Source organism: Methanosarcina vacuolata Z-761 (assembly GCF_000969905.1).
GTDB lineage: Archaea > Halobacteriota > Methanosarcinia > Methanosarcinales > Methanosarcinaceae > Methanosarcina > Methanosarcina vacuolata.
This window is the reverse complement of the sequence record NZ_CP009520.1, coordinates 597,221-612,233: the sequence shown is the minus strand read 5'-3', so window position 1 is coordinate 612,233 and position 15,013 is coordinate 597,221. Positions and strand designations below refer to the sequence as shown.

Annotated in this window: 8 protein-coding genes; 3 read left to right on the top strand and 5 right to left on the bottom strand. The window is 38.8% G+C overall.

Going from position 1 to position 15,013, the window contains the following annotated elements; genetic code table 11:
* Nucleotides 1-123: 123 nt before the first annotated feature.
* On the bottom strand, nucleotides 124-681 hold the full coding sequence (locus tag MSVAZ_RS02680) for a flavodoxin family protein (RefSeq protein ID WP_048117727.1): 558 nt from the start codon (nucleotides 679-681) through the stop codon (nucleotides 124-126).
* Nucleotides 682-947: 266 nt separating this feature from the next.
* On the opposite strand from MSVAZ_RS02680, the gene MSVAZ_RS02675 reads away from it, so the two are divergent.
* Nucleotides 948-1,316, top strand: a complete 369-nt coding sequence (locus MSVAZ_RS02675) for a winged helix-turn-helix transcriptional regulator (RefSeq protein ID WP_048117724.1) — start codon at nucleotides 948-950, stop codon at nucleotides 1,314-1,316.
* 542 nt (nucleotides 1,317-1,858) lie between these two features.
* The gene (locus MSVAZ_RS02670; protein ID WP_048117721.1) at nucleotides 1,859-4,183 is read left to right on the top strand and encodes an ATP-dependent DNA helicase; all 2,325 of its coding nucleotides are present in this window, start codon (nucleotides 1,859-1,861) and stop codon (nucleotides 4,181-4,183) included.
* Between the two features lie 351 nt (nucleotides 4,184-4,534).
* On the opposite strand, the gene MSVAZ_RS02665 is transcribed toward MSVAZ_RS02670, so the two are convergent.
* Nucleotides 4,535-6,451 (bottom strand): right-handed parallel beta-helix repeat-containing protein, encoded by a 1,917-nt coding sequence (locus MSVAZ_RS02665; protein WP_048117717.1) that lies wholly within the window; start codon nucleotides 6,449-6,451, stop codon nucleotides 4,535-4,537.
* Between the two features lie 1,123 nt (nucleotides 6,452-7,574).
* Complete coding sequence (locus MSVAZ_RS18650; protein ID WP_052727853.1) at nucleotides 7,575-9,851, bottom strand: PKD domain-containing protein; 2,277 nt, start codon at nucleotides 9,849-9,851, stop codon at nucleotides 7,575-7,577.
* 1,437 nt (nucleotides 9,852-11,288) lie between these two features.
* On the opposite strand from MSVAZ_RS18650, the gene MSVAZ_RS19960 reads away from it, so the two are divergent.
* The gene (locus MSVAZ_RS19960) at nucleotides 11,289-11,465 is read left to right on the top strand and encodes a hypothetical protein (protein ID WP_156150939.1); all 177 of its coding nucleotides are present in this window, start codon (nucleotides 11,289-11,291) and stop codon (nucleotides 11,463-11,465) included.
* Between the two features lie 79 nt (nucleotides 11,466-11,544).
* On the opposite strand, the gene MSVAZ_RS18645 is transcribed toward MSVAZ_RS19960, so the two are convergent.
* A complete protein-coding gene (locus MSVAZ_RS18645) occupies nucleotides 11,545-12,771 on the bottom strand; it encodes a PKD domain-containing protein (protein ID WP_052727852.1) in 1,227 nt (408 codons plus the stop codon).
* A gap of 2 nt (nucleotides 12,772-12,773) precedes the next feature.
* The gene (locus MSVAZ_RS18640; RefSeq protein ID WP_052727851.1) at nucleotides 12,774-14,357 is read right to left on the bottom strand and encodes a PKD domain-containing protein; all 1,584 of its coding nucleotides are present in this window, start codon (nucleotides 14,355-14,357) and stop codon (nucleotides 12,774-12,776) included.
* Nucleotides 14,358-15,013 lie beyond the last annotated feature (656 nt).

The following is a 15,013-nucleotide window of genomic DNA, read 5'->3' as shown; positions in this document are numbered from 1 at the left end:
AAATCTCACTCCAGAGTTCTCCCTCCCCATTTTATTTTTCTTCCCACTTTATCTTACTTTTCTTCCCGCTTAATTTTATTTCTTATTTCTTTATTTCTCGTTTTTGTTTTCCGTTGTACCTTTTTACTTGAACAGGTTAAGACCTGCGTTTTTCGCTTTTTCCATAAGCTCGATATTATCCTTAACCTCTCCCGGAGCGTGATAGCCAACTCCTACGAGGACATCCTTTACTTCTGCCTGCATGAAGCCAGAAACTTGTCCTTTGAACTCCTCGTAGACGCCTTTAAAAGCTGCCGGGTCAGGAGCACCTTGAGTTCCTACAATCACGGCTTTTTTCCCGACAGGGAGACGGGGAGAAAAGTCTGCATTTATAAGGGAGTAGCAGCGGTCAAGGAAAAGCCTCATCTGGCCTGTAAACTGCCCAAAGTAAATTGGAGAGCCAAAAACGACTCCACCTGCTGATGCAAGCTCCTCGAATACTTCCGTAAGGTCATCTTCAAGTTTGCATTTGTCATGGCCCTTACAATAGTCACAGCCCTGGCAGCCTTTGTAGTTCATCTCATTGAGAATAAATGTCCGGGTCTCGGCACCTGCTTCTGCTGCGCCTGCCAGGACCTGCTGGACAAGAATATTCGTATTTCCGTTCTTTCGGGGGCTTCCTACAATACCTATAACTTTCATTCTATTCACTCCTCTTGTTTTTTAAACTAAGCTTAACTTAGATATGACCTGAAATTAGGTCTAACCTGAATTGAGGTCTAACCCGAATTAGGTCTAATCTGAGTTTCATTTTCTTTGAATTTATACTGGATTAATTTTTCAATTGATGCCAGATTTTTCTTTCTTTAAGAAAATGTATTTATTGATATCTGATTTGCAATAACTATACTTATATACTATACATGCAATCCGGATACTAACTAACAAAATGTATACTATGTGAGTATATGGTAAGTCAAATCCGGAATAACAAACATTGCCAGTGTCCTGTGGAAGCAACTCTGGAGGTAATTGGAGGCAAATGGAAGCCTATTATCCTCTGGCAGTTGAGGACAGAAAAACTGCGTTTTTCAGGGCTCCAGCAAAGTATGCAGGGTATTTCACCCAAGATGCTTACGAAACAGCTCAGGGAACTCGAAGAAGACGGGCTTATTCTCAGGGAAATTTATCCTGAAATCCCACCTAGAGTTGAGTATTCACTGACCGAATTCGGAAAGACTGTGCTTCCGGTCCTGGACGCTCTCTGCAAATGGGGAATTGAGTATCTTGGAAGAGAGTGCTTACTGAATGATCAATCGCTTAGTGATAGATCGTGACATAGAGAATAAGTTCAGATAAAGATCTACAAACAACGCTCACGCAACAAATAAAAGTAAATCCTCTTCCTGCATCTTAATGTTAGTATTGAATTTTAAATGTTAGTATTGAATTCTGCTTTTATCCGGAAAATCTAAAGCATCAGGAAGACCTTAAAGTATTAGGGGAAATCTAAAGCATTAGGGAAGACCTAAAGCATTAGGAAGACCTAAAGCACTAGAATAGCTGGCACTGAGTTAATTTAAAATCGGAAATAATATTCCTTTAACAATATTTTCAGAAACATTGAAACTTTTGAAAGTTAATTTATGAAAGTTAATTTATGAAAGTTAATTTATGAAAGTTAATTTATGAAAGTTAATTTATGAAAGTTAATTTATGAAAGTTAATTTATGAAAGTTAATTTATGAAAGTTAATTTATGAAAGTTAATTTATGAAAGTTAATTTATGAAAGTTAATTTATGAAAGTTAATTTATTAATCATCGGCAGATCAGAAAGTCACTGAATCATTGTAAATCGGGAAATCCCAGGTTAAACGTATGACGCAAAAGAACGGATATATGCGGTATTTTACGAAACAGAGTTGCTACCCTAACCAGGCAGAAGCCATGGAAAAGATTCACTCGTCTCTCCTGAGCGAAAAAATCGTACTCTTTGAAGGGGCATGCGGGACAGGCAAGACTTTAAGTGCACTTGCCCCTGCATTGAGTGTGGGGAAAAAACTCAATAAAGTCGTTATTATAGTCACCAACGTCCATCAGCAGATGGTTCAATTTATAAATGAAGCAAGAGAGATTTCCCGGGGCAACGAAATAAAAACAATCGTTTTCAAGGGCAAGACTTCAATGTGCCCTGAAAATCTCGATTACGAAGAATGCAGGCTCAAAGGGGAAAATACCTATGACCTCCTTGACCTTGAAAGAGAAGTTTCTTCAAAAGAAAAAGAACTAAAGGATGCCTATGAGAAATACAAAAGGACAAAAGACCCTGCTCTTTATTCCCTGAGAACTGAGCTTGAAAAAGAACTTGAAGAAACTAAGAAAAAAACTCGGGCTTTAAGGAGCAATTCCTGCCCGGAGCTTTATGAAGTACTGAAATTTGAAGGTAGCGAATTTTCCAACTGGCTTTTTTCCGATGTAAGAAGCCCGGAAGAAGTCCTGGAGTATGCCGAAGACCGTGACATGTGCGGGTATGAACTGCTGAAAAAAGAACTCAAAAAAGCCGAACTTCTAATCTGCAATTTTCATCACGTCCTCAGTGCTGAGATTTTCATGATGCTGCTTAAATGGCTTGAACGCGACCCTGAAGATATCATCCTAATTTTTGATGAAGCGCATAATATTGAGGCATCTGCCCGTTCCCATTCTTCAACAATGCTCTCGGAATTGACTATTGAAAAAGCCCTTTCGGAAGTAGGCGAGACTCCCGAATCTGACAATTCTTTTATGTTAGGTAAAGAAACTGGTTCGGGAGGCGGCATTCCCCTTGACCAGGACTACGCAGCTCGACTATATGCGAAAAAGCTGTTTACCTGCCTCCTTGCCGCTCTCAGGGACACATATGATGCGAAATTGAAGTTTGGGGAAAGGAACAGGCTTGGAAAACACTGGCAGGACATTCAGATCAGCGACCCTTATGAACGCTTTGACATCCTGAAAGCTCGCTTTTTACGGGAAGCGATAAAGGAAGGTTTTTCGGATGAAGAAAAAGTCCTGACCCGGCTGCGGGAGATTGGCGAGTTTGGAGGAAGGCTGGAAGAGGTCTATGCGGAAAATTACAAAAAAGGGCTCCTTACAGTTCCAAAACGTTCCCAGATCAGATATGTTGCAGACTTTTTATCCTCTTACCTCGTGCTTTCGGATAGGCAAAACTATTATCCAGTTCTGAACGTGCGCAGGGATTTCAAAAGCGATAGAATCGCCGGCAGGATTGAGCTTTTCACATGTATCCCTAAAAATGTGACTCAGCCTCTATTTGATTCCATTTATGCGGCAGTACTCATGTCGGCTACACTCCGGCCCTTCGAAATGATAAAATCCACACTTGGCATCTCAAGAGAAGTGGAAGAAATTTCCTATGGCACGACATTTCCCAGAGAAAGGAGGCTTACTCTTGCGGTTTCCATCCCTCCGCTTTTTGCAAAGAATCGGGACAGCCCGGAAACGCTTGAAAACATTAAAGAAGCCCTGCTTGCAGCTACTGTTGCATCGCCAGGGAACGTGATTATTTACTTCCAGAGCTATGCTGAAGCACTTCGCTATACTAAACTCCTTGAGCCTGAACTTTCTATTCCTATTCTCCTTGACGAAACAGGGGTTTCAGCCCAGGAAATCCGAAAGGAGTTTTTCAAAATAGGAGAGCAGGGAGGAAAAGCCTTACTTATAACATATCTCTGGGGAACATTGAGTGAAGGTGTTGATTTCAGAGATTCCAGGGGCAGGACCGTGATTATAGTGGGAATCGGATATCCGGCCCTAAACGACCGAATTAAGGCTGTAGAGTCTGCTTATGATGCGGTTTTCGGCTGTGGGGAAGGCTGGGAGTTTGCAGTCCAGGTGCCTACAATCAGGAAAGTTAGACAGGCAATGGGAAGAGTAGTACGTTCTCCAGACGACTACGGAGTAAGGATTCTCCTTGATTCCCGCTACCAGGGCTCCCAGGTACGTAAACTCGGCAAATTTTCGGTTTTTGACTATTTCCCACCTGAAGAAAAAAGAGAGTTTATCGACATTGCACCCAGGGATGTGGGAAGTATTGTGGAAGAATTTTTTGCACACGTCACGCCAAATAATCTCACAAAAAATGAGTCGGAGTCCCAGACTTCAAATCGTGTGGACTTTGGAAGCTTTGCTGAAAAGCTTTGAGATCCGATGAGTTATTAATAAAAGTTAAACTATTTGAACTATTAACTGTTTGAACTATTAACTGTTTGAACTATTAACTGTTTGAACTATTAACTGTTTGAAATGATAACTGTTTGAATTATTAACTGTTTGAATTATTAACTGTTTGAATTATTAACTGTTTGAACTTTTTAATATATTAACCCTATTTGAAACCCAACCCTACCATATAATAAAAAAGAGTTGCCTGTAGTTTATATTAAAACTTCAGGCACTAAATTACTTAGTGAACAGGTTTCGTCCAACCTGTTTTCATGAAACTTTTACTTACGGTCTTTTTACCTATGCTACTTTTACTTACGATATTTTTTATTATGTTACTTTTATATAATTGACTCTGGTCTTCGTACCAGTGCCGGCTGCGTTACTTGCCTTAAGTGTTAATGAATAGTTTCCTGCTTTTGAATAAGTGTGCCTTGGTTTTTGTAATGTTGAATAGTTTCCATCTCCAAAATTCCAGTTCCAGGAAGTAGGGGTGTTTGTACTTGCATCAGTAAATGTGATAGTAAGAGGGGCTGTTCCTGAAGTTCGTGATCCCCAGAAGCTTACAACAGGTATTGTTGCATTTGTTGTACTGTTTGCTGTCACTTTTATGTAACTGGATTTTGTTGTCGTATTACTACCTGCAGAGTTGCTTACTGTAAGCGTTACACCGTAACTTCCTGCTGTCGAATATGTATGTACAGGGTTCTGGACTGTTGAACTGGTTCCGTCTCCAAAATTCCAGTTCCATGCTGTTGGCGAACCTGTACTGCTGTCAGTAAATGTTACACTCAGGGGCGTACTTCCAGAAGTTGGAGATCCCGAAAACGCAGCAATCGGGGCCTGCGAAGACGTTCCTGTTACTATTATATAATTCCATTTTGATAATGTGGAATTTCCTGCAGCATTGGTCGCTGTCAGCTTTACTACGTAATTTCCTGCTGTCGAATACGTATGCTTCGGGTTCTGTACTGTTGAAAAGGTCCCATCTCCGAAACTCCAGTTCCAGGCAGTAGGGGAGCCTGAAGTACTATCCTTAAAAGTCACGCTCAGTGGCGCATTCCCTGTTCTCGGAGACCCCCAGAAACTTACAACCGGCTTTGACGCTGTTGTTCCTACCGCTATATACCCAGTTTTTGTTACAGTATTATTGCCTGCAGAGTTGCTTACTGTAAGTGCCACCGTATAGTTCCCTTGAGTAGAATAAGTGTGTGCCGGGTTCTGTTCGGTTGAAGTGGCTCCGTCCCCGAAACTCCACTTCCATGAAGTGGGCGAACCTGTACTGCTGTCAGTAAATATTACACTCAAAGGCGCGTTTCCTGATGTAGGGGATGCCGAAAACGCAGCAATTGGCTTTAACGTATCGGATTTAGAAGTTACTAGAGGAAGGTTGTCAGAATAGATGCTGCCTGTTATATTCTTATATGCAGAATCGGAAATTCCGTCTCCATCGCTATCTACTGCAGTATTGGAAAATCCTGTACCATCAGGTTTTCCCCAGAAGTTGCCTCCTATGTAATGGCCGCCCACAATATTAGTGCCTGCGGTTTTTTTGGTATTATAGGTATTTCCGATCCCATTTCTAATAGTCATATTAGTGTCATTGAAGTAATTGTTGTAAATCTGATTAGTGTCGCTTCTGGGACAGACATAAAGCCCATAAACACTATTGTCTTGAACAGTATTGCCTGAGAGGGTATTGCCATCAGAGTTGCCAATATGAATACCGCGGCCATTATTAAGGGCCGTATTTCCTGAAATGGTATTGTCTGTAGCAGTCCCAAGTACAATTCCATATTGCAGATTATTTGTAGCCGTGTTCTTTGACAGCTTGTCCCCTTTGGAACGCAGGAGATAGATTCCATAACAATTGCTCAAAAGTTTGTTATTCTCGATTACGCAGTTACTGCACGAAGACAGACAGATTCCTGAATAGCCGGATCGAGTTGCTCCTATAGCCTTAAGTCCAGATATCTTTATGTTGTCTCCCTGCAGGAGAAACACATTAGCCCCTGAACTTTTGGCTTTAATTACTGTGTTATCAGGTTTTCCTGATTCTGACCGAATGGTAAGATCGTTTTTAGTTACTATGATATTTTCAATATAGGTTCCGGGCTTTACAGTAATTATATCGCCCGAAGATGAATTATTCACAGCTTTTTGAATAGAACTTCCTGGCTGCACTATAATCTCAGCCGCAGCTCCAAGACCAGATAAAAATAATAAAATTAAAAAAGTTACTAACAAAGTGTTTAATGTTTTTATTCCAATTCCTCCGTCCGTTAAAACAGTTTTGAACGAGATTTTTAGGATAACTTTATAGATATTTAGTAGAAGTGTTCATTTGAATACATGATTGTAGCGTATACTCTTATTCAAAGAACTGATCTACTGGGGGCAAAATTTTTTAGATAAAATCACTTTAGCTTGAAGAAAATGAATATAAATAAATATAAATATTCTCATTATATATTATTTTTTATATGAATTACTTATGATAAAAAATTTATTAGCCTTAATTTACATTTAAGACCCTATTTCAGCCTCTATAGTACAATTAAATATTTAATTTTAGTTTAATTCATGCACTTTTTTCCTGGAAATTGTAGATCAATTTACAAGATGGATAGTAAGTTAATCTCAAAAACAAGCATTAATTTCAAGGTATCATCTGGAATTAGAAATAGGAAAAAATAAAAGAGAAGAAACTGGATATAAAAATTAATACAAAGAGATAAAATGTTTAGTAACTGTTTTCGGTATAATACCCGATAAAATAAAAATAAAAAAGCAATCAATAGCCAGTGACTAATGGAAGCTAATTCTGAGAGATTTGGGCTCGCCATCCCCTATGGATCATATGATTTAGCATGAGAATACTGCCATCTGCAAGCATTTTCATTGTTTACGCGTGTTATTCAAAGAATATCATGTGCGTTTTCAATCATGTGCATTTTCAATCATGTGCATTTTCAATCATGTGCATTTTCAATCATGTGCGTTTTTAATCATGTGCGTTTTCAATCAAGACCGCATTGGTTTTTATGAAGATATTATGGGGTAGCCACACAAAATAATGAAGAGCCGAAATCTTTAGTAATCCTATAAAAGATGGCTATTGATGTGTTTTATTCAGGTTGAATAGTTCAGGACTTACGCACCTGTGAAACAAAATCAATTACATCAAAGCCTGTGGATTACACTCACGTTTTATACAGTTAATGGTCTGATGCTATTGATTTTTAGTTCAACTGCGTAAGTCCTCTATATTCATTTTTTATTCGTTTTTCTAAGTGGCTAACTTTTCAGAGCTGGATGAACCTGCTATTAAACCAGTAAAATTGAGTTTTATAGCACGTTTAGCCCTTTGTCACCTTGCCACTTTTACATAATTCCATTTTGATTTTGTACTACTTCCTGCTGCATTTGTTGCTGTAAGTTTAACAGTATAAGTTCCTGCAGATGAATATGTGTGTGTTGGACTCTGTTCTGTTGAAGATGTACCATCACCAAAATCCCATTTCCAGGAAGTTGGGGAGCCCGTACTGGTCTCAGTAAATGTTACCTTTAGTGGAGCTTCTCCTGAGAGTGGCCAGCCCCAGAAATCTGCAACAGGAACTTGTGAAGCACCAGACACTTTTACATAATTCCATTTTGTTTTTGTACTACTTCCTGCTGCATTTGTTGCTGTAAGTTTAACAGTATAAGTTCCTGCAGATGAATATGTGTGTGTTGGACTCTGTTCTGTTGAAGAGGTACCATCTCCAAAATCCCATTTCCAGGAAGTTGGGGAGCCGGTACTGGTCTCAGTAAATGTTACCTTTAGTGGAGCATTTCCTGAGAGTGGCCAGCCCCAGAAATCTGCAACAGGAGCCTGTGAAGTAGCTGTTACTGTGATATATTTTGATTTTGTTTTTGTATTACTTCCTGCTGCATTTGTTGCTGTAAGTTTAACAGTATAAGTTCCTGCAGATGAATATGTGTGTGTTGGACTCTGTTCTGTTGAAGATTTACCATCTCCAAAATCCCATTTCCATTTAGTTGGGGAACCTGTACTTTTGTCAGTAAATGTTACCTTTAGTGGAGCTTTTCCTGAGAGTGGCAACCCCACGAAATCTGCAACAGGAGCTTTCGAAGTAGCTTTTACTATGATATATTTTGATTTTGTTGCGGTGTTACTGCCTGCGATATTTGTTACTGTAAGTTTAACAGTATATTTTCCAGCTTTAGAATACTCATGAGTTGGACTTCTGGTTGTTGACGACGTTCCGTCTCCAAAATCCCATTTCCATTTAGTTGGGGAGCCGGTACTTTTGTCAGTAAATTTAACGCTTAAAGGTGCGTTTCCTACTTTTGGAGATGCATAAAATACAGCAGTCGGTTTTACTATCACTATGATATATTTTGATTTTGTTGCGGTGTTACTGCCTGCAGCATTTGTTACTGTAAGTTTAACAGTATATTTTCCAGCTTTAGAATACTCATGAGTTGGACTTCTGGTTGTTGACGACGTTCCGTCTCCAAAATTCCATTTCCATTTAGTTGGGGAGCCGGTACTTTTGTCAGTAAATTTAACGCTTAAAGGCGCTTTTCCTAATTTTGGAGATGCATAAAATACAGCAACTGGAGTCTTTGGGTTTTGTGCTTCGACAGAACCTATAAACTGCCCGAATGCAACGGGATCTTTTTTGACCCTCACTGTAGCTGTAACCCTGTTTGTGGCTGTGTTAATTACGGAGACGACACCACTTGTTTCTTTTGCCACATATGCCTTAGTCCCGTCCGGACTGAAAGCAATCCCTAAGGGGGAACTTCCTACATGCACTGTGGCTGTAACCTTGTTTGTGGCCGTATTAATCACAGAAAAAGTACCATCTCCATAGTTTGTCACATATACCTTTGTTCCAGCCGGGTTTACCGCAACTCCCCATGGGTACTTTCCTACTTTTACTCTTGCTGTAACCTTATTTTTTGATGTGTCAATTACAGAAACATCGTACTCATTCGTCACATATACCCTTGTTCCCGCCGGATTAACTGCAACTCCGGTAGGGAGATTTCCTACTTTTATTGTGGCTATAGCCTTGTTTGTTGATGTGTCAATTACAGAAACAGTGTTATCAAGGGAATTCGCCACATATACCTTTGTTCCTGCCGGGTTAACTGCAATTCCACAAGGATAATTTCCTACATACACTGTAGCTGTAACCTTGTTGCTAGCAGTATCAATTACAGAGACTGTCTTACTACCTTCGTTTGCCACATATACCTTTGTTCCCGTCGGATTAACTGCAACTCCCCAGGGGTTTTTTCCTACCTTCACTGTGGCTGTAACCTCATTTTTTGCAGTGTCAATTACGGAAATAGTTCCACTTTTTTCTTTCGACACATACACTTTTGTTCCAGCGGGGTTGACTGCAACCCCGTAGGGAGATTTTCCTACATTTATTGTGGCTGTAACTTTGTTTGTTGTGATGTCAATTACAGAGACAGTGGTGCTGCCGCTATTAGTAATGTAGGCGTATTTAGCCGTACTTGAAGTATTTTGTGCAGTAGCTGCCGATGTAGTAGAGAATATCAAAATTAAAAATAAAACAATGGCTGTTGAAACTAAAGCTACTGAACACAATTTTTTGTTCACTTTCATTGTCTTACTCCGTTATATTTCGTCCTACATCCAGCAGGTAAATTGTTGTTTCAAATATTTTTACTGATAGCGTTTTTGTGGGAACTTAGATGAGTCCTATATTCCTTATTTGTAACCTGTCTGCTGCTTCTGTTTATATGATGCTTGGACATATGTTAACACGTGTTAAATGAGGGCAAATTAATAGGTGTTGAACAGCGCTATCCTGGCATCCTCTTCATTTCAAGGGAAAATATTTTAACGAAAAAACTTAAAATAATTTTATCACATATTTTGGAAGTTAAACTGATCTTTTAATACTTTTTTAGTCTTAATACTTTTTTAGTCTTAATACTTTTTTAGTCTTAATACTTTTTTAGTCTTAATACTTTTTTAGTCTTAATACTTTTTTAGTCTTAATACTTTTTTAGTCAATACTTTTTTAGACATGAGAAAACTTTTCAACTCTCAACAAAGATATGAAACCTACTTTTTCCCGTACAGTTTGAAGAGGATACTTATCCTGAAAAATATCCAAATTTTAATGTCTATCTGCCGAATACAGGTTTTTTTCTAAAACTCAGTTCCAAAATCCAGGTATTTTTTTCGTTTTTGGATTTGTAGAAAACCTATCTAAATCAGCTTTAATTGGATCTGAAAATGAATGTGTAAAAGTATATCAGGTAGTTCAGTTTAAACAATTGGTAATTCTTTCTTTCCGATGATTTCTCACGAAAAACTTTAATGTTGATATAAAATTTTTTATAAATTATGCATCTGCCAAAAGCCCATGAGGATTTCTACATAACCAGATTTTTTAATTACAGATTGAACCGGAGTTTATAAAATCATGAAAATCGGGATGTAGCTATAAATAATCTGCAGGTTTAATAACAAAATTTATTAAGCACCTTATCCGTGTAGTTAAATTTTAGCGTCATTTATCTTGAACTGATCCACTGTCGGTAATTATATCGTTTCCACATTGTCTATACGAACCATTATAGGGATCTTGTTATATCGATTATATATTAGATACTTCAGGCGGTAGATTATCTATTTTTCTTCCACGATTACTGATTCGCTCTATATTTAGATTTTTTATATTAAAGTGTTTCTAATTCTTGTCCATAAACTTTCTTTTTGGTTACAATTTCTGTTTTATTTTACATTTCGCCCCCCTCTCAAAAATAAGGCGATTTTTGTAACAACTGAACAAACTTATTGAATCAAAGGTGGGCACATGCTCAACAAAATCAATGATTTTAACTTGAATCCCACAATGTTCAAAAGAATCCAGTTTAAATTTAGAAAACAAACTAAAAATTTAGATTTAGTCAGTCTTTAATCTCAACCTAATTCAGAAAGTTAAGTTTAATCACTCAAAAATATACCGAGGTACATGGAACTCAGAATAACTGATGTTAACTCTAAAAACAGAATAAGAGGAGACAAAATTTGTTTTGTCCCAAAATTATTTCGTCTCCAAAACTCCATTTTCATTTAGTGTGGGTTTTCAAACTCGTATCAATAAATACAACAGTTGCAGGAGTTTTTCCTGAAGTCGGAGATGCAGAAGATGCAGCAACTGGTTTTGCGATTTCATATTTTATGTACTATGACATTCACAAATAACTTTTGTATTACTGCCTTTTGCATCTTTACCTGAAACTGAAGAATCCCAGAAGGTTTACAACCGTTTTCAAAGTTGAAGTCACTCTGACACTTTTATATATTTCCATTTTGATTTTGTACTACTTCCTGCTTCATTTGTTGCTGTGAGTTTAACCGTGTAAGTTCCTGCAGATGAATATGTATGTGTTGGACTCTTTTCTGTTGAAGATTTACCATCTCCGAAATCCCATTTCCATGAGGTTGGGGAGCCGGTACTGGTCTCAGTAAATGTTACCTTTAGTGGAGCATTTCCTGAGAGTGGCCAGCCCCAGAAATCTGCAACAGGAGCTTGTGAAGCTTCTGTCACGGTTATATAATCCGTTTTTATTTCCGTATCCCTGCCTGCTGCATTACTCACGGTCTCCTTCACAGTATACGTTCCGGGTTTTGAGTATGTATGTGTTGGATTATATTCAGTCACCAGATCCGATCCATCTCCGAAGTTCCATTTCCAATAAGTCGGTGACCCTGTACTCTTGTCAGTAAACTGCACGTTTAATGGTGAACTTCCTGAGACTGGAGAACCAACGAAATCTGCATCAGGAGTTTGTGAAGCTTCTGTCACGGTTATATAATCCGTTTTTATTTCCGTATCCTTACCTGCTGCATTACTCACGGTCTCTTTCACAGTATACGTTCCGGGTTTTGAGTATGTATGTGTTGGATTATATTCAGTCACCAGATCCGATCCATCTCCGAAGTTCCATTTCCAATAAGTCGGTGACCCTGTACTCTTGTCAGTAAACTGCACGTTTAATGGTGAACTTCCTGAGACTGGAGAACCAACGAAATCTGCATCAGGAGTTTGCGAAGTTTCTGTCACGGTTATATAATCTGTTTTTATTTCCGTATCCTTACCTGCTGCATTACTCACGGTCTCTTTCACAGTATACGTTCCGGGTTTTGAGTATGTATGTGTTGGATTATATTCAGTTACCAGATCCGATCCATCTCCAAAGTTCCATTTCCAATAAGTTGGGGAACCTGTACTCTTGTCGGTAAACTGCACTTTTAATGGGGAACTTCCTGAGACTGGAGAGCCAACGAAATCTGCATCAGGAGTTTGCGAAGTTTCTGTCACGGTTATATAATCTGTTTTTATTTCCGTATCCTTACCTGCCGCATTACTCACGGTCTCTTTCACAGTATACGTTCCGGGTTTTGAGTATGTATGTGTTGGATTATATTCAGTTACCAGATCCGATCCATCTCCAAAGTTCCATTTCCAATAAGTTGGGGAACCTGTACTCTTGTCGGTAAACTGCACTTTTATGGGGAACTTCCTGAGACTGGAGAACCAACGAAATCTGCATCAGGAGTTTGCGAAGTTTCTGTCACGGTTATATAATCTGTTTTTATTTCCGTATCCTTACCTGCTGCATTACTCACGGTCTCTTTCACAGTATACGTTCCGGGTTTTGAGTATGTATGTGTTGGATTATATTCAGTTACCAGATCCGATCCATCTCCAAAGTTCCATTTCCAATAAGTTGGGGACCCTGTACTCTTGTCAGTAAACTGCACTTTTAATGGGGAACTTCCTGAGACTGGAGAACCAACGAAATCTGCATCAGGAGTTTGTGAAGCTTCTGTCACGGTTATATAATCCGTTTTTATTTCCGTATCCTTACCTGCTGCATTACTCACGGTCTCTTTCACAGTATACGTTCCGGGTTTTGAGTATGTATGTGTTGGATTATATTCAGTTACCAGATCCGATCCATCTCCGAAGTTCCATTTCCAATCAGTCGGGGAACCTGTACTCTTGTCGGTAAACTGCACTTTTAATGGGGAACTTCCTGAGACTGGAGAACCAATGAAATCTGCATCAGGAACTACTGGATTTTGCACAGAAACAGAACCTATAAACTGCCCGAATGCAGCAGGGTCTTTTCCCACCCTCACTGTAGCTGTAACCTTGTTTGTGGCTGTGTTAATTACAGAGACAGCTCCGCTTGTTTCTTTTGCCACATATGCCTTAGTCCCGTCCGGACTGAAAGCAATCCCTAATGGATAACTTCCCACCGTCACTGTGGCTGTAACCTTGTTTGTGGCCGTATTAATCACAGAAAAAGTACCATCTCCATAGTTTGTCACATATACCTTTGTTCCAGCCGGGTTTACCGCAACTCCCCATGGGTACTTTCCCACTTTTACTCTTGCTGCAACCTTATTTTTTGATGTGTCAATTACAGAAACATCGTACTCATTCGTCACATATACCCTTGTTCCCGCCGGATTAACTGCAACTCCGGTAGGGAGGTTTCCTACTTTTATTGTGGCTATAGCCTTGTTTGTTGATGTGTCAATTACAGAAACAGTGTTATCAAGGGAATTCGCCACATATACCTTTGTTCCTGCCGGGTTAACTGCAATTCCACAAGGATAATTTCCTACATACACTGTAGCTGTAACCTTGTTGCTAGCAGTATCAATTACAGAGACTGTCTTACTACCTTCGTTTGCCACATATACCTTTGTTCCCGTCGGATTAACTGCAACTCCCCAGGGGTTTTTTCCTACCCTCACTGTGGCTGTAACCTTATTTTTTGCAGTGTCAATTACGGAAATAGTTCCACTTTTTTCTTTCGACACATACACTTTTGTTCCATCGGGGTTAACTGCAACCCCGTAGGGATATTGTCCTACATTTATTGTGGATGTAACTTTGTTTGTTGTGATGTCAATTACAGAGACAGTGGTGCTGCCGCTATTCGTGATGTAAGCGTATTTAGCCGTGCTTGAAGTATTTTGTGCAGTAGCGGTCGATGTAGTAGATAACATTAAAATTAAAAATAAAACAATGGCCGTTGAAGCTAAAGCTACTGAACAGAATTTTTTGTCCATTTTCATTGTCTTACTCCTTATGTTTCGTCCTACATTCGGCAGATAAATTGTTTTTTCAAATATTTTCACTTATGGCGTTTTTGTGGGGACTTGCATTATATCCCATACTAAATTGCTGTAAAAATGGCCTGATGTTTTTTATGATGACGCCTGGCCATATGTTAACACATGTTAAATACCGGGCAAATTAATAGGGCGTTTGAAAAGCGCTATCCTGATCATCCTCTTCATTTTAAGGGAATATGGTATAACCAAAAAATCCAGAATAATTTTATTACATGTTTAGAAAGTTGGATTAGTGTCTTAATTTATTTTTAAACTTGAGTACATTTTTAAACTTCCAGTACATATATGAGACCTACTTTTACCATACAGTTTGAAGAAGATACTTATCCTGAAAAATATCCACATTTAATGTTGATCTGCCGAATACAGGTTTCTTGTTCTAAAACTCAGTTCCAAAACCCAGGTAGTTTTTGCGTTTTTGGCTTTGTAGACAACCTATCGAAATCAGCTTTCATTGGATCTGAAAATGAATATGTAAAAGTATATTAGGTAATTCAGGTTAAACAATGGGAAATTCTTGATTTCAGAGGATTTCTACATAACCATGCTCTTTAATTACAAATTGAACCGGAGTTTATAAAATCATGAAAACCGGG

What these genes read in the sequence shown, in the direction of transcription:
- MSVAZ_RS02680 (WP_048117727.1), bottom strand. Translation starts at nt 681, where the DNA reads ATGAAAGTTATAGGTATTGTAGGAAGCCCCCGAAAGAACGGAAATACG.
- MSVAZ_RS02675 (WP_048117724.1), top strand. Translation starts at nt 948, where the DNA reads ATGGTAAGTCAAATCCGGAATAACAAACATTGCCAGTGTCCTGTGGAA.
- MSVAZ_RS02670 (WP_048117721.1), top strand. Translation starts at nt 1,859, where the DNA reads ATGACGCAAAAGAACGGATATATGCGGTATTTTACGAAACAGAGTTGC.
- MSVAZ_RS18650 (WP_052727853.1), bottom strand. Translation starts at nt 9,851, where the DNA reads ATGAAAGTGAACAAAAAATTGTGTTCAGTAGCTTTAGTTTCAACAGCC.
- MSVAZ_RS18640 (WP_052727851.1), bottom strand. Translation starts at nt 14,357, where the DNA reads ATGAAAATGGACAAAAAATTCTGTTCAGTAGCTTTAGCTTCAACGGCC.